The 19,424-nt window shown below is 39.9% G+C and carries 18 protein-coding genes; all 18 read right to left on the bottom strand.

Translation table 11 applies throughout. From position 1 onward, the window contains the following. Positions 1 to 143 precede the first annotated feature (143 nt). Positions 144 to 365: a hypothetical protein gene (locus BK580_RS04295; RefSeq protein ID WP_078379166.1), complete on the bottom strand. Its 222-nt coding sequence runs from the start codon at positions 363 to 365 to the stop codon at positions 144 to 146. A gap of 4 nt (positions 366 to 369) precedes the next feature. Next, positions 370 to 795 (bottom strand): DUF1617 family protein, encoded by a 426-nt coding sequence (locus BK580_RS04290; protein WP_078379165.1) that lies wholly within the window; start codon positions 793 to 795, stop codon positions 370 to 372. Positions 796 to 842: 47 nt separating this feature from the next. After that, on the bottom strand, positions 843 to 6,428 hold the full coding sequence (locus BK580_RS04285; protein WP_268877449.1) for a phage tail spike protein: 5,586 nt from the start codon (positions 6,426 to 6,428) through the stop codon (positions 843 to 845). A gap of 100 nt (positions 6,429 to 6,528) precedes the next feature. Beyond that, positions 6,529 to 7,950, bottom strand: a complete 1,422-nt coding sequence (locus BK580_RS04280) for a distal tail protein Dit (RefSeq protein ID WP_078379163.1) — start codon at positions 7,948 to 7,950, stop codon at positions 6,529 to 6,531. 11 nt (positions 7,951 to 7,961) lie between these two features. Beyond that, positions 7,962 to 11,096: a tape measure protein gene (locus BK580_RS04275; RefSeq protein WP_078379162.1), complete on the bottom strand. Its 3,135-nt coding sequence runs from the start codon at positions 11,094 to 11,096 to the stop codon at positions 7,962 to 7,964. Positions 11,097 to 11,102: 6 nt separating this feature from the next. Further along, a complete protein-coding gene (locus tag BK580_RS04270; RefSeq protein ID WP_078379161.1) occupies positions 11,103 to 11,696 on the bottom strand; it encodes a Gp15 family bacteriophage protein in 594 nt (197 codons plus the stop codon). Positions 11,697 to 11,704: 8 nt separating this feature from the next. Beyond that, positions 11,705 to 12,091 (bottom strand): hypothetical protein, encoded by a 387-nt coding sequence (locus BK580_RS04265; RefSeq protein ID WP_078379160.1) that lies wholly within the window; start codon positions 12,089 to 12,091, stop codon positions 11,705 to 11,707. A gap of 75 nt (positions 12,092 to 12,166) precedes the next feature. Further along, on the bottom strand, positions 12,167 to 12,613 hold the full coding sequence (locus BK580_RS04260; protein WP_078379159.1) for a phage tail tube protein: 447 nt from the start codon (positions 12,611 to 12,613) through the stop codon (positions 12,167 to 12,169). Between the two features lie 5 nt (positions 12,614 to 12,618). Then, positions 12,619 to 13,020, bottom strand: coding sequence for a hypothetical protein (locus tag BK580_RS04255; protein ID WP_078379158.1), 402 nt, complete (start codon positions 13,018 to 13,020; stop codon positions 12,619 to 12,621). Further along, positions 13,017 to 13,367 (bottom strand): minor capsid protein, encoded by a 351-nt coding sequence (locus tag BK580_RS04250; RefSeq protein ID WP_078379157.1) that lies wholly within the window; start codon positions 13,365 to 13,367, stop codon positions 13,017 to 13,019. The genes BK580_RS04255 and BK580_RS04250 overlap by 4 nt, the downstream gene beginning before the upstream one ends. Further along, on the bottom strand, positions 13,367 to 13,705 hold the full coding sequence (locus BK580_RS04245; RefSeq protein WP_169864807.1) for a putative minor capsid protein: 339 nt from the start codon (positions 13,703 to 13,705) through the stop codon (positions 13,367 to 13,369). The genes BK580_RS04250 and BK580_RS04245 overlap by 1 nt, the downstream gene beginning before the upstream one ends. Then, the gene (locus BK580_RS23285; RefSeq protein ID WP_139364838.1) at positions 13,702 to 14,097 is read right to left on the bottom strand and encodes a head-tail connector protein; all 396 of its coding nucleotides are present in this window, start codon (positions 14,095 to 14,097) and stop codon (positions 13,702 to 13,704) included. Before BK580_RS23285 ends, BK580_RS04245 begins: the two co-directional genes overlap by 4 nt. Positions 14,098 to 14,099: 2 nt before the next feature. Further along, the gene (locus BK580_RS04240; RefSeq protein WP_078379155.1) at positions 14,100 to 14,399 is read right to left on the bottom strand and encodes a hypothetical protein; all 300 of its coding nucleotides are present in this window, start codon (positions 14,397 to 14,399) and stop codon (positions 14,100 to 14,102) included. A 48-nt stretch (positions 14,400 to 14,447) separates the two neighbouring features. Next, on the bottom strand, positions 14,448 to 15,356 hold the full coding sequence (locus BK580_RS04235; protein WP_078379154.1) for a capsid protein: 909 nt from the start codon (positions 15,354 to 15,356) through the stop codon (positions 14,448 to 14,450). Positions 15,357 to 15,418: 62 nt separating this feature from the next. Next, positions 15,419 to 16,120: a hypothetical protein gene (locus BK580_RS04230; protein WP_235863991.1), complete on the bottom strand. Its 702-nt coding sequence runs from the start codon at positions 16,118 to 16,120 to the stop codon at positions 15,419 to 15,421. A gap of 87 nt (positions 16,121 to 16,207) precedes the next feature. Further along, positions 16,208 to 16,579 (bottom strand): hypothetical protein, encoded by a 372-nt coding sequence (locus BK580_RS04225; RefSeq protein ID WP_078379153.1) that lies wholly within the window; start codon positions 16,577 to 16,579, stop codon positions 16,208 to 16,210. Positions 16,580 to 16,701: 122 nt separating this feature from the next. Then, positions 16,702 to 17,928, bottom strand: a complete 1,227-nt coding sequence (locus BK580_RS04220; protein ID WP_078379152.1) for a phage minor capsid protein — start codon at positions 17,926 to 17,928, stop codon at positions 16,702 to 16,704. Then, positions 17,925 to 19,415: a phage portal protein gene (locus tag BK580_RS04215; protein WP_078379151.1), complete on the bottom strand. Its 1,491-nt coding sequence runs from the start codon at positions 19,413 to 19,415 to the stop codon at positions 17,925 to 17,927. The genes BK580_RS04220 and BK580_RS04215 overlap by 4 nt, the downstream gene beginning before the upstream one ends. Between the last annotated feature and the right edge of the window lie 9 nt (positions 19,416 to 19,424).

The raw sequence follows: 19,424 nt of genomic DNA, 5'->3' as shown, positions 1-19,424 counted from the left end.
CCCTCAGTCTTAATGTTATTCGACAAATAGGAGGAAATTCCTACAAATAATTCTATATTTATCTAATTAAATTTTTTGCTACTTCGCAGGTTCTTCCTCCCCATAATAAAAGCCCACAGCCATTGACTGTGAGCTCCTTCTATTTATTCTGCAGTTAATCTATCTGCTAGATTTTCTTTTACAATTGTGCCAAGTGCAGTTAAAGATTCGTTCCCCTGGTACTCTTCAGGTGACAAAGGTAGGTATCCATTAATGTTGATAGTCCTGGAATCATCATGGCTAATAAAGTGTACTTGGACGTTTTCTAGCTCTCCCTCTGGCGTATATCTCGGATTAACAGATGTGATTTGGATTTTTAGTTTCATAAGATTACTCCCCTTCCTTTTCATTTGCATTTTCAAAAGCTTCGTATAGATGGTCATACACTACAGCTTGTCTGCCGCTAATTTCTTCGTCGTAATCAAAGATAATCTCTTTTACGGTCTTGAGCATTCCGTGGTGATCACCACCTTCAATCACAAATTCTTCTCTAAATAATTCCTCTTGTTGCTTTTTGAATTCCTTCACATTTTTGATGTCGAGATTTCCATTCTCTTTACGTTTCGGCTCTCCGTCTTTATCCGTTCCAGCAAACTCTTTGATGATAGCCATTTCTTCCTCTGCAATTTGTTTATGCTTATCTAGCAAAAGGTTAACTAAGCGTGTGCGATGACGAGATTTCTTTCCTTTCAAAGATAAATTAAATAAAAAGTCGGTTAATTCTCCAACGTATTCATACTTGATTTTTACTATCATGTTCTTTTCCTCCCATAATAAAAGCAGACCAGGTATCTCCTAGTCTGCTAAGCTGATTTTAGTAATTCAATTTCTTCTTCTAATTGTTTAATCTTTGCATTTTGTTGCTCTACATGCTGCTGGAATGCTCTCCACAGCAAGGAAGTCATTCCGTATAAATCTATTCCCTTTCCCTGTATATCCACTATATCTACTGGCGCATATTGTACTGCAATACCGACCTTTTTACGGTCCAGACCATCAACATCATTCAGGTAATTGTATTTAAATACCGGGGTTGTTAATACCTCATGCAGAGCATCCTCTTGGTAATGCTCTACATTTTTCTTTAGTTCTAAATTAGACATTGGAGTAAAGGATAAGGCTTTTATCTCTGTCCATCCGTTATCCGCGTTGTTACGCACCTCTAACACTTGTGCTGATGTGGAAGGGTCTGAACCTTTTAGGAATACACGACCGACTTTAAATCGTGACCAACCAGCAGCGACGTTTCGGTCGGCATAGATTGCTTGAGTGCCCTCGATGCTAATAGAGAATTGGTTTGGTACTAAGAATTGTAGATTGTTAGACGCTGCATCCACTTGTACATTTCCAGTACCTAGATTAAATCTATCCGCTACGGAACGTCCTTGTACTCTATCACTCTTTGATGTAAATGTTTCAACATTGTTCGATTCTAAAGTACCGCTATATAGCTTCAGGGTGATTGGCAACAGATTGCCGAATGTAGTATTTGTTTTCCACATGTTAAGACCTGTGCCGTCATTAGTCGGTTGTATGACAATATTACTGTCATGCGTTGTATTTACACCCGATTGAAAGCGTAATTGTGGTGCGCCAGTTTGACTGAAATTAGGATTACGGACATCTATATATCTTGATTCCAAAGAACCACTAAAAGTTCCTGTTGCTGCATCAAGAGTCACAGTACGTAAAGTCCCTGCTGTTATGGTCCCAAGGTTTGCGCTAATTGCTGCAAGGTTAGTTACGCTAATATGCGTACTCGTAATCGTATTGGCAGCGATTCTGGCAGCATTAAGTGTGCCAGTTGATATATTACTAGCATTAAGGTTTGTAATGGTAACTTGTGACGCATTAATCGTACCTGCAGTTACTGTACCTAGATTGGCGCTGATTGATGCTAGATTACTAACAGTAATATGGGTGCTTGTAATGGAATTAGCCGCAAGTCTATCTGCGCTTAACGTCCCAGTTGATATATTACTTGCATTTAGGTTTGTGATGGTGACTTGAGACGCATTGATCGTACCTGCAGTAACGGTTCCGAGATTGGCGCTAATAGCAGCCAAGTTTGTGACATTAATGTGGGTACTTGTTATGGTATTTGCTCCAATTCTAGCCGCATTAAGCGTTCCGCTAGTGATATTAGTAGCATTTAGATTGTTAATAGTAACAGTAGCTGCGTTAATCGTTCCTGCTGTAATCGTCCCTAAATTTGCAGAAATAGAAGCTAAATTAGTGACATTAATATGAGTAGTCGTAATGGAGTTAGCCGCAAGCCTGTCCGCACTTAAAGTACCTGTCGTAATGTTACTCGCATTAAGCTTATTTACCGTAACTAGTGAAGCATCGAGTATACCTGTTTGGATAATGCTCGCTGATAGATTGTTTATCGAGACTTTAGAAGCGTCAATAGTACCTGCCGTAATAGAGCCTAGATTAGCTGATATAGCTGCGAGATTAGCTACGTTGATTGCATTAGCTGTAACGGTATTTGCGTAGATGTTACCGCCGTCTATTAGCGTGGTGTTACCGTATTTCCAACCGGTGACTAAATTATTTGCGTTACTTGCTAATGCATACGAGTTTATAGTTTTGGCGCCAAATGCCACTTCGCCGTTACTTATTATTAGTTGTTCTTCTATAACTCCAACGGACGCTTCTACGAATACTTCTTTCCCCGAACCTTCACCCATACCCGGAATACCTACTAGAATGTAGCAGGGTTGTCCTGTCCAGTTCGTGTCCTCGAAAATTTCCTTAGAACCTCCACATCTATAGATTGCTTCTGGAAGTCCGTTTGTTGTTCTGTTTTCTCTAGGCGCATGTGCTCCTATTAATATTACTAGTTTAGTTCTATCTAACGCATTAAGCGCTTCTGCTAAAGCCGTTGCGTTGGCTGGTGATGTGTACACATCATAACGAGTAGAACTTATCCAGTTGCGTGTATTTCTATCGTAAACCGCAAGCGTGTAAGACCTATCATTACCCGTATGTCCATTTAGTCCCGTTATGTCTACTCCATTTTCATTAATAATTCCAGTAGGTTTAGTGTCGGGTGTATTTCTTTGAGAATAAGCGCGAGCACGTAAGGAATATACTTCTATTTTAGACGGGTCGTACCCATTATCGAAAGTAGTACCTGCACCTATACGAACTCTTGCCGCGCTTAACGTACCCGTCGTAATATTACTCGCATTTAAATTAGTAATTGTGACTTGAGATGCGTTAATCGTCCCTGCCGTTACCGTACCCAAGTTCGCGCTGATCGCCGCAAGATTAGTAACGTTAATATGTGTGGAAGTAATTGTGTTGGCGCCGATTCTAGAAGCGCTCAATGTACCAGATGTAATATTACTTGCATTCAGGTTTGTGATGGTGACTTGAGACGCATTGATAGTTCCAGCCGTTACAGTTCCAAGATTGGCGCTAATAGCAGCCAAGTTAGTTACATTAATGTGAGTAGACGTAATGCTATTAGCTGCAATACGAGAAGCATTGAGCGTCCCAGTTGTAATGTTACTTGCATTAAGATTTATAACAGAAACTAAAGAAGCATTAAGCGTCCCCGTATTAACATTACCTGCGTTGACGTTGATAATATTCGCTTGATTTCCATCAATCGTAGTCCCGTATAAACGCTCCGCTGCAAGAATACCTTTAATGAGATTAGAGGCGTCGCTTGCGTATTCTTGGACGTCTTCTGGTGCTTCGTCGTAGTCCGTTGCTTTCGTCCCTTTTTCTAGTTTAACGTTCTTAACCGTCACGCTTGTACCTGTCATTCCTACATTTATCGTAGAATTACTTCGGACGCTAAAAGTTAAGGGGTTGAGGTTTTTGGTGTTAGGTAGGGTGAACGTAAAGGTTACTAACTCGTATACCCCACCTATTAAAAATCGTCCAGATTGAGTACCACTAATTGCCGCACTGTCTCGTAAGTAAAAGTCTACGTTACGACTTCCGTTATTGGCTTTAACAAGGAAAGAGATAGTAAACTGTGAGCCAACAAACTGTTCCATCTCACCCCTGTTTATCTCGTAATGTAATAAATTATTTGTGGACTTTTCTTCTTTTGATTGAAGTAAATAGTTCCGTACACCGATTTCCAATTCACCCACGCTAGCCTGCGCCTGTTGTTCCGCGTAAGCTTTCGCCGTTGCTTCGACTGTAGCTGAAACACTGTCAGTATGAGTCTTAGCCGCCGCCTCTGCTGCTGATTTCGCCGCATTAGCTAAGGCTTGGGCTTCCGTCTTTGCCGTTGCTATCGCTTCTGCCTTTGCAATATTTGCTTTATTTAAAGCATCAATAGCTGCTGTACTGATAGCCGATGCTGCAACTGCATCTGCATGTGCCTTTGCTGCCGCTTCTACGATAGAAGATACGTTATTAGAGTGAGTCTTAGCTGCTTGCTCTGCGCTAGATGCAACACTATCCGCGTGAGTTTTAGCATCTGCGAATGCTTTATTTGCTTTTGCTAAGGCATCCGCTGCTGCTGCACTAATAGCATTTGCTTGGGCAGTATTAGCCTTTGTCTGTGCACCTGTTGGCGTTTCTGCCCCTACCTCACTTGCTGCAGTAGGAGTTGCCTTTTTCCATGAACCACTTACGTATTTTTTCAATACGGCTACGGTTGTAGAAGTATCTAGCCAAAATTTAGTGGTATCGGGTGGTGCAGAATTTCCTACGTGCATAGCTTTTTCAGCATAAGATTCTGTAAAAACTTGTGCTGCGACTTTAGCCGCCTGTGCTTGGCTCTCTGCATGTGCCTTAGCATTATTCTCTGCATTTGTTATTTGGGAAGCTGCAAAGTTCTTTGCTGCAAGTTCAGCCGCATCCGCTTTTTGTTTAGCATCCAAAGCCGCTGCATTTATGGCAACTTGCTTTGCTTCGTTTGCTTTTAACTCCGCTTGAGTGGTGGCAAAGGCTTTTGCTACAAATTCAGCAGCTTCCTTAGCTGCCAATGCTTCTGTTATAGCTACCGCGTTCGCGTGTGCCTTCACTTCAATCTCCAATTGCGTTGCTAAACCTTCTGTAAATTCCTTTGCATCTCTTTCGGCTTGAGCAATAGCTACCTCGGTTAATTCGGCAGTAATTCGTAATTCCTCTTCTATCCTTTGCTTAATTGACTCTGTAAACTCTTGGGCAGTCTGGATAGCTTCTTCCTTAGCATTTTCAGATACCTGGTCCGCATAGATCGTGGAGTCCTGGTAAACACTCTCATCCTTTTGATCCACGGTCTCTTTATCATAAGCACCAACTTCTTCAGCAGACGTTGGAGTATTTTTCTCCCAACTTTTTGTGGCAGAATTCCATGTGTACATGACATTTAGTGGTCCGCTAGTATCAATCCATATCATGCCTTGTTTTGGATTGGATGGTTCCGTGGGACTTTTAATGACTCTGGTACCGTAAAGAATCTGCAACTGCTTAAACGTCTTCATGATGTCTTCTTCCGAATACTCGATAAAGTCACCTAAGACATAATTGCGCTTAGTTTTATCCGAGATGGACCTACGTAACTCTATGATCCTAGCATCCAAATAAAGTGGAGGACTAAAGGACGTATCTTTTACTCGATTGTTATCTCCAAGCCTTACCTTTTCGTGAGAAAGACCAAAAATGTGCTCAAGAGCCACAACTGTAACGATATACTCAACTGCAGTGTTAATCATCTTGTCGAGTTGTTGTCTACCTAATTGAGTAAGGCGCTCTATGGTAATATCCTCTTCTTCCGTTTGTGGTTCGTAGTAAGCCCACAGATGTTTTCCTTTTCTACCCCAACGTTGGCGAGCATCTTCATCTTCCACAGTGACGGTTAATCTGGTACCATCATCTCTTTCTGGTCCCAATACAATAAGAGCAGTAACGATATCTTGTTGCTCGATACGTTCTACTCCTATGAGATCCTTACCTAATTCAATTTCCTTTTTGGTGTCCTCACCGCGCTTTTTTACCATGTCCACATAACGGCCAATAATTTGATTACCGTCGTGCTCCACTCTAAAACGAAGCTCTAAATCAAATAAACTAGCTAATTGCTTTAAGACCTGAAAAGCATCTTTGTGTGTATCGATATTTACCTTTCGAATACCAGCGTATTCGGTGATACCTCTTTGCCACTCAGTACCGTCTAATCCCCAATCCATGGATGTGTTTACGGTTTGTGAATCTAGGACAGTTGGCACAATTAGCTTTTGCTTTCGTAATTCTGTGTAAGAAGCTATCGTTTTTACTTTCTTTGTTCTATTGCTAAATTGATGAGATTGTAAAATAATAAACTCTCTTAAAAGACCATCGTCATCTGGGATAATCACTCGATTTCGTTTGGATGCATGAGCAGCTGCAGACACATCAGCAGACATGGTAAAATCAAATGTTTCCTCATTCTTTATGCTCTCTTTGTGATCATCATGCCAAAAGGTGGGGGCTCCAATTTTGTTCTCGAGTACATCTAATATCTCGTCTGTTTGATGGTCTAAAAAATGTATCTGACTAATGGTAAGCCCCCCTTACTTTTGAATTTATATCTACTGCATCACCTGGCGATATCACAAGCGCATTATCACCTGGCTTTAAAGGAAAGAATCTCCCTCCAAAATCCTTGCGCTTTTTCATGTCCTCGCCGTTGATTCTTATCTCGTTTGTCTTATGATTAATGGTTATCTCGTCTCCAGCATTAGCGATGATTGGCACAACGTTTTCCGTTATGACGTTTCGCTTAAAAACTTTTAATTTATGAATCTTCATGACGGACGGACTTGCAGTACCATTCACTCCAATGTGGACTTGTAACGCAGCTAAATCCGTATTAATCAACGTATCAATGTGAGTAGCCTGCATAGGTCCTACATGTTTACCATCAATCTTAGCGACATAAGCACTCCACACACCATCAATCCTTGTAAGACGTAAAAGCCCATAAAAAGAACGCCAGAGATTATCCTCAGGCGTTCCGTTTAATAGATATGTTCCAGTTACTAATTGTCCAATTCTAACCTCAGTGTCGTTCCTAATATCACCTTGTAACACATCTTTCATCGATAGTTTTCCAATATGATTACCGCTTGGATCTACTAGATACAACTCGATTCTTCCTACATCTCTTACGCTATTGGAATAGATAGAGCAAACCATCTCTACTTGAAAGTTTTTTAGTGTTTGAGAAATAGATTTTTGTAGAGAAGGACCATGCCAGTTCGAGCCAGAGCCGAAGCTACTAACACTAAAACCTTCGCTGTTAGCCTGAAAACTACCAGCTCTAACCCCTCCATCTATTTGTGATGCAGTGGTCCATCCTACTAAAGTGCTCATGGAATCCTCTAGAATCAACTCTGCAGGGTTAACAATTGTCTCCTCCACAGATACAGGACGACCAATCCTCATGTAAGCATCCTCAGCTATAATATCCAAAAAGGTCATTTGCTTCTTAGCGATAAAAGTAAACTCTGGATAAGATTCAACCGTGCCTGGATTACGCATCACTAGTGTATTGACATCGCCGGTTGTTGCTGGCTTTTCGTAATTATTGGTAGTCCCATACTTATAAGGATCCGTACAAATAAAAGTAAGGATACCTTTTCCTCGCTCCAAAATTTCTTCTAGGTTTAATTCTCCAGTTACCTCAGCAAAATATACTCGATCCGGTTCATCTGGAAAAACTAAAGGGCATGGATTGTCCTTAATCAGCCAAGCAGCCAAGTCCTCCTTAGCTTTTTGTAGATTAAAAGAATCTACTCCTCTTACCTCGATTGGTACATAAATAACTCTTACTAATTTCTTTTTAGCAGTAGTAATACCACCACTTCGACCAGTAACTTCTATAATTTCATGTTCAATAGGGGCCCAGGAAGGTCTTTCAATGCCCCTTAACGCACGGACATAACTTTTTGTTACCCCATTAAAATAAATTCTCAAATAATCACCCCCTAAAACAAGTCCTTCCTCGCCTGTTTAAATTGTAATGCAGTCTCAAATCCATCAATTGTTGCATCGATAAATTCATGTCCATCAATTCCAACTTTTATTGGCCTTGAAGCTAGTCTTTCAATTGCATTTACTAGTTTACTTATCGATGAATCTTGTTCGCTTGTTTGTCGTTTAAAGTTAGTGTTGGAATGACCCTTTACCGCACTATCTGGAACAACATGTTTGAAAGATGGACCTCTTCCTTTAATGCTTTCCACAAACTTACTTACAACAGGAATCTTCGGTTTCATCCATTCGGTGGCTTCTTCTGATTTATCGAGGATTGATGATTTTTCACGATCAATACCGATTGTCCAGCCGTCCATCATCATTTTTCCGACCTGATCCCTCATCCATTGTGAGGGTGATTTAATTTGTAAAATGCTCTTGATTTTACCTGTAATGGCACCAGTTACTTCTTTTATCGCATCCGATACTGCTTTAACCTTGCTGACAATTCCAGTTATTAATCCTTGTATAATGTCTTTCCCAATTTGTTTTAAATCGATATCTCCGAGTGGATCAACGATAAAACCTGCCACTTGTAGAATGATTTCTTTTGTTTTGTTTTTCAAGGAATTCCAATTGTTGATAGCATCAGTTATTAAATTCTTTATGACGTTTATCACAGATGTTTTTAAGTTGTTCCAGGTCGTAACTGCCCAAATGGCAAGACTTGAAATAATTGATACAATGCTACTTTTTAAACCCTGCCAAATACTAGACAAGGTTTTACTGATAGTGGTCGTTACAATTACAAAATGGTTCTTTAACCCATTCCACAAGTTAACTGCAACACTTATAAATCCTGTGATTAATGCCTTTATGATATTAACCAAAGAGTCCCATATTTTCTTTCCGGCCTCTTTAATATTTGTCCAGATCTGAGACAAGTGAATAGCGAATCCCTTAAAATCTCCTGTTACCAAATCTATTATTAGTAGAACAGCTCCAAGAATGACGTTCTTTAGCAAGTCCCAATAGGCACTACCAATCGTAACTAAGTTTTCCCATATTGTTGATACCATGGTAATAAAGTTATTCCAAATATTCATGGCTGTTTGGGATATGTTGGTCCACACACTCATAAAAAATTCAATTAATGGTGCAAAGATTTCTTTGATTCTAGCAATAAAGAAGTTCCATATCGACACGATTGAAATCCACAAATCGGAAAAGAAAACAGCAACGGTTTGCCACAATCCCTTAAACCACTCTACCGTTGCAGCCCACGCTATTTTCAGCGCTTCCCAGACCGCTAATGATGCTACTTTGATGATTTCCCAGGTATCGATAAAGAACGCTTTTATCTCATCCCAGTACTTATAAATTAAAAAAGCCGCTGCTGCTATAGCTGCGACAATTAACCCGATTATAAGTACTATTGGATTTGCAAGAAAAGACATGTTTAGAGCTATCATTGCGGCTCTTAATCCTTTAATTACGGTAGTTGCTGATTTAAATGCTAGTAATGCAGCTTTTACAGTATTTATCACGGCAATTGTTTTACCTAGAAGGTAAATTGTACTCACTGCCGCCATAATTCCAACCACCAGGGCTTGTAGCAGTGTAGTGTTTTCTTTCGCAAAATCACCAACTACTTTAAACGCAGGAGCCACTACGTTAACGATTATTTCACCTAAAGCTTTAAATGCTAGGACTATCGCTGCTATTACGGGTTCTACTATTGGAATCATATTCTTTATAGCTGGAATAATAGTTTGAGAGATTGCAGTTCCCACTTCTTTAAATACAGGAAGCAATTGATCAAATGCAGGCTTAAGCATTTTTACCGTCCCGTTAATTACATCGGGAAGCTTTTTGAATTGATCTCCAAACCAACCCATAAACTTTCGAATATGAGGCATTGCTGGCTCCATGATTGTCGCCATAGTCGAACTGATAGATGACTTTAAACTATCCACAGATCCGCGCCAGGAGTCTTTCATCTCCTCCATCACGCCGACCATTTTCTTGGTTTCTCCTGCTATCCCATTGGTCCCGTTTTGGATACCGTCAACTAGCATGTCGATTGCTTCTTTAGAGTCAATCGCACCAGAGGAAATAGCTTTTCTCATGTCATCAATAGACATCTCTGACTTGTTGGCCAAGATAGCTAGAGCGTTAACACCATTGGCTGTAAGGCGGTTTACTTGGTCTAACGAGAGCTTTCCGGATAACTGCATATCACCAAACGCTGCGGTGATTTGGTCTAATCCTTCTGCTCCTTTACCACTTGCTGCAGCTGCATCCCCAATCGCTTGGAGAGTCGGTATTACCTTTTCCGTATCCATCCCAAAGGCGACCATATTTTTAGCTGCAGTTGCTAACTGCGGAAAAGCAAATGGAGTTGTCTTTGCAAATGCAAGCACATCCTCCATAAACTTGTCTACTTTAGTAATATCACCTAACATGACTTTCAGGGCTATTCTCGCATCTTCGATAGCTGATAAACGATTGATACCTGAACTAATTAAAGACGCCCCGCTAAGGATACCTATTAATGTTCCATATTGTTGCACCACTCCAATAGCAGACTGAAAGGGTGCCGTTATCCCTCTTTGGACAGAACTTCCAATGGTATCTGATACTTTAATCACTGTAGGACTGATACCCTGCAGTGCTCTGTTTACATTACCTGCAGAGGTCATAGCTGCAGTAGCAAAACTGCTAGCTCCACCAGCTAAACGCGAGTAGCCATCCAATATCCGGCCAGACATTGTTTTACCCATATTCCCCATGTTTTTAAAGGCAGTAGTGCTTTCTAAGCTTGCTCTTACTATGGGTTGGGAGATTCCTTGGCCAGTCCGTTGAAACTCTTTAATAATCGCTTCACTTGAACGTCCTAGTGGTACAGTCAAGTTTCTACCGAAGTTCGTCGCACTCTTTAGAGCATCATTCTCAGACTTTGCCAAAACGTTTCTAACATCCCCGGTCATTACACGGGTTCGTTTTTGAACTTCTTTTGCGCTCTTATCAAAGCTTTTAGGCATGGTTTTGCCTAATTTATTAAAATCCTTATCTAACTTATCAACTTGCTTTTTAACGTCCTTATCATTCAAATGGACGTCTATCTCAACTCTGCCATCTGACATTTAACATCACCTACTTCCTGCTACTAAGGCGTTAAACATGGCATCGAGCTCTGCTTCTTGCTCGTTATGAGATTTCTTCAAAGCATAAATTCGTTGTAACTCACGGATCCGTTTACGTTCATCTTCCATACCTTTTCCGGAAGGTAACTCTGTCGCACGAATACCGACAACTTCTTTAAACTTGGTCTTGTCTCTTAGTCCGGAAAGGAGGGCTTTGAATTTCTCCCAACGTAAAATACCTTGCTGATCTAGCAGGTCAATTCCATACTCTTGCATAAACGAAGCGTAGATATACTCAGCGTCCTGTTTTAGGTCATATAGCTTTTTACCGGAACCTACATTATTTGAGTCTTCGTCTTCTTTAGGCTGAATGAAGGTGGTAACAATCGCTTGTACGGAATGAAACATCGTCTCGAAATCAAACTCTTCTTCCGTATCCACGAACATTTCAAACGCTATTTCAATTTTTTCCTCATCAACTAGTTCCTCATCATCCATGAGGTCATAAAAACGTAAAACGACATCAAAAAAGAGACTAAGAGGATAGATTTCTCCATCAATCTCAATCTCTTCTTCTAATCTCTCAGTTAACGTGAACACCTCACCACCTACTTACGGTGGTTGTGACGATTTTTTTGCTTCGTATATTGTTGTTTCTTTTCAGCCTTTAAAGATGTGTATTTGATGTTAACGACATCCATCATCTGCTTTAAAATATCAATCATTAACCAGCTTGATTTGCCGGTTGCATTAAAGATTTTTTCAAAGGAGCCTTGTCCCAAAAATAGATCGTATACTTGTATAAATAACTCTTTTGCCTTTTGTTCTGCTGCTTCATCATTTGGAAGCTTTTCTAATGCCGCAACTTGTAGGTTAAATGTTTCCCATTCTTTGCGGTATTTTTTTAAAGCCTCATCGCTCATATCCATTTCATAGATAGTTCCTGCTATATCAAATTCTTCTACCGATTTATTAATCTGAATTTTAATCGCCATATAAGGTTTATCCCTCCAAAGTATTATTAATCCTCTTCTTCCTCGTCTCCCTCACCGTCAGGGTCTTCGGGAACATTAGGGCGTTGGTGTTACTGTTGGCTTACCATTAAACGTGGCTGTGAATTCGAATGTTCCCTTAGTATTAGCATCTCCACCAGTGGTTTTGATATTAGAGATAGTCACTGATCCAGTAATAGTTTTTCCACCTGGTTGCTCCCATTTCAGTTGCGTTTTTCTTCCTTCTCCTACCTTAAAAACAAGTCCGGCAATATAATCCTGTGCTGCATCACCTAACTTACGATGACCTGAAACCGACAAGGAGGCTTTAAGTCCAGTCACATCCTCATTCGAAAACCCTTCGCCATCGAAATATGCTGTGTCATCCGTTTCATCTGCAAAATCTGGTTCGACATTATTAATACCAGCTGCTAAGGGAGCCCATACCGGCGACTCCGAACCTCCAGTAGTATCAATGGAATATTTATTCTTATAGTTCATTAAAAAGCCTGTTTCTTCTGGCATCTAAATCACTCCTTATTTTCAATAAATAAAGCCGCACTGAATTGTGCGGCGAAAAGATGGTGCTTATCGTCTTTTCCAAGTCCATTAGGACTGGTTGAGATTTTCATTTCTTCAAATTGATAACTGCCATTATTGCTAGCAATATCAGGTACCTTCTTCAAAAAATTGGTGATACTCAAAAGCGCGTGATATGCCGTAAGCTGATGTTCGTGCTTTGTTAGTACCTGGAAGGCAAAACCTTGCCTATAAGACCCATCAAAATAATGATCATAATCGTTACTAGGCATGGTCATTACTGCAATACTATTCCCACTTGCTAAAACAGGAGAGACAACTTTCGCATAATACCCCTGACTATCCAACGTATTAACTAGATTCTCTAAAAAATCCATATTCTCAGCACTCATAGACCTGCTTTCACCGCCTTCTGAGCTACCTGCTCCCACTCTTTGCCGTGAACGGCCTGTGCCTTATGAAACCAAGCAGCCTGAGCATTAGGGTTTTTATCTTTGGAAAATCCTCTTATAGGACTGCTATAATACCACCTTCTAGCATAAGGTGTTTTCCAAATGATACGACCTTTTCCAATTAGAGATGAGCGAACTGCGCTGTTTTTTAATTCAGTTGTATCCTCTGGTGCATAGAAATTACTATCGTTTAACACTTGTTGATCGATAATAGGTTGTGCTGCCACTGTAGCAGTTGCGACAGTAGGTGCGACTTTTGATAGATCAACCTTTACTTTTACGCTCATTAAACAACACTCACTTCATAATGATGTGGTACATCAGGATTCAATGCATAAAGTGCTTCGCAAGCAATAACGCGGTAATCCGTGCCTTTAAATCTTATCTTCGACTTTTCCTTTAAAGGTTTAAATTTTGGCGTGTTCACTGCATCCAAAAAGATAGTCCCTTTTGTTTGCACCTCTTCACCATTGGAATCTCGCTTTAATTCAGACTTAGGCTGCACCAACACAAAAGAGATGGTCTCCACTGGTGCGTGTTCATCACCAAACGAGCCATCTCTTACAAATTCCTCGTATTCGATTGTATGAATCAATAAGCGCTTGGGAATTGGGCGAATAATCAACTTTGAATCACGTCCACTCCTCCATACAGTAAACCTGTCGGAGCAAGATACGTCCAAAGAGAAGGAGAAATCCTATCAGCTTGAATATTCCGTGACCTTCCACCTTTACTGTACTGAAACTTACCTAGACTAAAATTCGAAAAATCAGCCCCAGCATTTATTTCTGCATCCCCACCGTTAATCACATAAAATTCAATTTGCGCTGCGGTTGCTTTTTTAACTTGATCCTGAATAAATTGAGCTAGTCTCTCGAACTCAATATTTTTCAGTACATACCTAGTGACTTGATCAACAACATCACTCGCTCGCTCTGCAAATCTTTCAAACTGGTCCACTTCTACTAACGTCCCTTTGTAATTGGCAGAATAGTATTCATAGTCGATATAGGCCATGATTACTCACTCTTCTTTTCATCCAGTGACTTTTTCAACTTTGTATTCTCTGATTTTAAGGCTTTGATTTCTTTCTTAGCTTCTTCCAGCTCTTTATCAGCAGGGTTATTCTCTAATTCTTTAATTCTTTCAAGAGCTTTATTGTACTCAGGTAATGATACAGAGCGCCCACCTGTTGCTCGTTTAACAATGTTTCCTTTTTCATCAACTTGATCATACCCCTGTGCTAAAAGCACTTTAGCACGTCCCTGTTCCACATATAAAATCCGATTGTTCTTCTTCATTTTCAATCCATTCGACATACTTCTTTACCTCCCATATCCGAAAAGAGAAAAACTCTTTTCGGGTGATTAATCTTCTTCGACTCCATCAGGCATAACGCAAATTTGGATACCAGGTACTTTCTTTTCAATTGCAAATACATCCCAATATTTGCGCTCATAATACAACCATTTTCCACCACTACCTGCAGAAGGTGCATCCAAGCTAACAAAGTCATATTTCTGAGGCGATAATAATGCATCAGGATGGATTAAAAGCATGCTGATTTGTTTAGCAGACGAATCTGCGATTGCTCCATCAGTAAAGTTGTAGACTGTTTTCATTCGGCTAGAAGGTACAGTAACAATAGTTACCTCTTCTAGAGATCGTACATTTCGGTTAATAGCTGCATCTGCTCCGCGAGCTTCTAATGTACGTTGAATTTTATCAGCATTCTTAAGGATTTTCTTAACTGCTGGAGTAGCGTAAAGGATACGGTCTTCTTGTGGCACTTCTGCTTCATCCATTTGTTCCATCATGTCATCATACACACTAAGGACATTTTCCTCGGTTAATTGCACTTCTACTGGATCTCCTCCATACTCCAGGTATTCGGAATACAACTTAGAAGCCATATACTTGTCCATTTCAGGAATCTTTTCTTCGTCATTAAATACACGAGTGATATTCGCGATTGTAAGAGCAAGGTTCGATTCATCTACATCCTGCGGATCAATTAGAGTCCTGAATTCACGATCATGTTGTAAAGTTTTAGTCTCCCAATCGTTGTCAGCACGTCGGGTAAAGTTACCCACAACATCACGATTAACGTCGACAAATCCTCCTACAGAGATAAGTGGAATTTGAATCGTTTTAGCATTAACCCATTTGATGTTTTTGTTGTTAGGTGAGTTGTATAATACGTTAAAACTTAGTCCTTTTGTAAAACGTTGTTGTAAAGCTTGTAAATACTGTTGAGCATAGTTTACTGATGCCATGGTTTATTCTCTCCTTTTTGGTCATAATAAAAAGCCCGTCACTTGAGGGGCTTAGGGGTTGACTAGTTTTTAAATGCTTCCATCCAAGCATCTAGCTCAGACGTTTGTTGCTTTTGATGTTGTCCAGTAGAAAAAGAAGGTTTCTTCACTTCTCCTGGTTCTTCTTCCTGCTTCATTTGTGCAAAATGAGGATACTTTTCTACTACCTTCGCGATGGCAGCATCCATATCCAAATCTTCACTAACCATTGTTTTAGCAAGTGTTACAACGTCCTCAATAGATTCAGCTAAAACGCCAACCTTCATAGCACTGATTTGTGCTTTTAGCATGCCGTTTTCCTCGCTGGTAGACGAAAAGTTAGTCTCTAACTCTTTTAATCTCTCAGCCTGCTTTTGCGCTTCTGTTTTCTGTGATTCCTGCCATTCTTTAAACTTGGCCATTCCATCCTTTGCGTTGGCGAAGTCATCAACACCTAGTTGCTTAAGTAGCTTTTCTTGTGCCTTTTTTGCTTCCTTTGCCGCGATATTGTTTAATTCATCCTGCGTAAAAGTCTTTGGTGGGTCAGTTGGCGGAGGGTCGTTACCTGGTGGTTCATTTCCTCCCGGTGGATCTACAGGTGGCGGATCACCTTCTCCACCCCCAGCGAAAAACTGCAATTGTAACGGTAATAACTTTCCTTCAGTTCTTTTAGGCGACTGATCGACCTTTTGACCAAACATTAAATTCCAAAGTAAAACAACCTGCATCATCAATTTGTTAATCACAATAATTCCTCCCTACTGGGTGATTTCTTTCGTTTCTTTAACGCCTATCCGAATAAAAGGCAAAAGAAAAAGCACCCTTTAAGGATGCTAGATTTTAATTAAATTATTATAGTAGCGCTGGATATAATGCTTTACCTTTAACAGAATTGAATTAATAGTATTGTAGCTGTTTAACGTCACTCTATTCACACCTAGTTCTCTCAAAAAACCATGGGCAATACTTAAAGCTGGGAGCAAATAGTCTTGTGTATATTCATTTGTATCATTTTTAGTAAACAATTTAACAGCCAGAACAATATCTGATTTATAGTTCCTTAGCTTTTCTTTTATCAATCTTATTTGTTCATAAGGGTTAACCGAGGATTCTTTAAGGCCCTTAAATAATTCTAGAATTTCATTAAGTTTGTCATTAAAGGAACCTAATATTTCTACAGCGTCATAATACCCAATGTGGTTCATTACTCATCTTCCTCTTATCGTTTAATACGACTATTTTACTATACAGAGACGGAGCAAAGTCACATTATTCCTATAAGAATAATGAATATACAAGCCTCTCACTTTATTTTCCTCCACCACCATTAATATTCCCCATTACCACTTACTTTCGTAAACCTATCCATAGGGTTTCCTATAGGTTTTACTTTGCTACTGTTCGAGCTATTTTGATTTGTCGGAAGCTTTCCTCCACCTACATTCGGATTATTAATTGCTAGCTGCTCGCGATCACGACGTCTGGTTCTTCCAGTATCTTTAATGAACTTCCTTAGATTAGCTTGCTTTTCTTTCACTTTATATTTAGCAAGCTCAATTCCCTCTTTATCCCCTATCGCACCCATCATATTTAACTCTCGCTTTGATTTACGTATTTCTCGTTCCAAATATCTCTGCTGTTGACTTTGTTTATAGATGAGTTTGTTCTCTTCTGCGTCATAAGGAAAATTACGCTGGATAGAAACTCCCTCAACAAACGGATATTTAATGTGAGAGCAATTAACACCAAATAATCCATCTGCTTCACCATAACTGGTCTCTTCTATCGATGGATAATCAGGATGATTTCCACTTAAACTATAAATCTTGCCTTGGTCTTCAAAGCATTTAGGACGAGCACCCGGATAACTAGAAACTTCAAACAAGTCCACACCATGTTCTTCCATTCTGGCATCCTGCATTTCGTTGGAGACATCATTACTTATAGAACGAGTAACCATGTTTACATAAGCTTCAGTAGACCATTGCCTTCCTGCTTTATCAACTAATGCAGGAATTCCTTTATCAGCTAGTTTACTAGCAGCTTCTCTCAAAGCTTGCTGTGGTGTAATTGTTCCAGTCAACACCTTGCCAGTGGTCTGATTTAATATGTCTATATATGATTGTTGTGATTGTTTCAACATTGTAGTACCAATTAAATTAAAACTATTTCTTGCTCGCCTTTGATACGCGGATAAAATTTTATTTATACTTCCCGTAGAAGGTTGCGGAGGTTTAATTACAGCTCCTTGCCGTATCGCTTCTTGTAACGACCTGTCCACTCCTGATACTGCAGAATAACCTACTTCTTCAAGCATCTTCGTTACTTCATCAATTGCTAGTCCACTTCTTTTAGCAATTGTTATTATATTGTTTTGAGTTATACTCCCCAATTCCTGTAGCTGTAAAGTCTGCCAAGATTGAATACCCTCTGCCACAAACAAACTATTATGTCTTTTAAGCTGCTTGGCGATATTTATGAGCATTTGATCTTCAATAGCTAGGAAAACCTCTACAGTGGCCATGGAGAGTTGTTGGCTTTTTAGTGGGTTCAATCATCATCATCTCGATTACCAAAGCCGAAAAGATCCACTGCTTCTGCAGTTGCTGTTTGATTTTCCTGTACAATCTCCTCGAGTAAAAGAATTGCCTCTTCTTCAGACAATCCATGTATTCTCATGATTGCTTTCTTCCTAGATTGAAGACGATTAGAAACTAATTGAATTTGTTTGTTTATCTCGGCAGTCTGATCTTCAGCAATGGAATCGTCAAACGTGACTGTCGTTTCCCATTCATTTGGACCACTAAACAATTCATATAGTTCTGCCAGCTGCACAATCACTTCAATGAGTTCGGTTAAACCAGCTTCAATAACATTTTCATGCGATTGCTTTGTGCGGAAGGTCTTACTGTTCTCGGAAACTACTTCCGTGGCGGTTTTCATACTCTTGCCGTCAAATGCAAAAGCACCACTGCTAAACCCTGTCTGCATGGCTAATAGATTAAGCAGAGAGTTAATGGCAGATATGTGTTCCTCCACTCGTAGCTCTACAGTATTGTCCTGGATTTTATTATCATCCATATCGCCAGAACCCATTGCCTGATACACTTCATCATCTGCGTCAAAGTAACGTTGGGGAAGACCGTTTTCGTCAATTACCATTCGAATAGCTGAAGCAGGCACGATAATTCTTCTCTTACCTAAAGCAAACTCTCTTTGAAAGCTATCATAAGCAATGTCGAGTGTCTTAAGGGTGTCTAGTGCTGAAGAAAATATTGATACACCCAACGGACTCTGCATATCAATGTGGTTAGCTAGGTTCGGTTTGAAGTACACAAAGCCAGAGCGTTTAAACCCATTGATTCGTACCTCTTCCTCTAAGTCAGGAAACAACGTTGCAAGAGGAACTTTCTGGCCGAGATCAGTAGTTGTTTTTTCAGCCATATATAGCTCATTTTTAATGATGTATTCCTTACCTTCCCACAAATGCCATTCCAAGTGAGTGTATTTCTTATCACCCTTGCGGATCTCATTAGGGAAAACCGCTTCATGAACACCTTGATTGTCCCAACCGACTGGAATAAAGCAATCTGCTGTAACGTAAGAAAGTTTGATTTTTCCATCTGCTACATACGGCTTAATAACCATTCCTCCAAGAGCAAACTGGAATTCCAGATAGTCCTGAAACTTCGAAATGAATTTATTGTGTTTGACAATACTTTGGATATTTTCCGATAGGGCCTTATCTGAAATGTTAATCTCACAACGCTCATTAAAGATTAAAGTCGCCATCTCTTGCGACAACACTTTCGGCATGTTTAACGTGGCTCTGCGACGTTTTTTCTTTCCGTTGATAGTTTGGTAGTGAACATCATGAAACTCGCTGAAATAGCCCTGATAGAGCGCCTTCCATTGGTCAATATCCTTATAGAATTGGTCATCAATAGGAATGCTCTTAACATCAGATACTGATTTGATATTCTTAATCAGCCCCATTTTCTGCAACACCCCCTTTATCTTGCTAATGAGTGATTGAAACATTTCATCACC

This window comes from Sutcliffiella halmapala, assembly GCF_002019665.1.
In the GTDB taxonomy this organism is placed as follows: domain Bacteria; phylum Bacillota; class Bacilli; order Bacillales; family Bacillaceae_I; genus Sutcliffiella_A; species Sutcliffiella_A halmapala.
The sequence above is the reverse complement of the archived record's forward strand: the minus strand, read 5'-3'. Positions and strand labels throughout refer to the sequence as shown.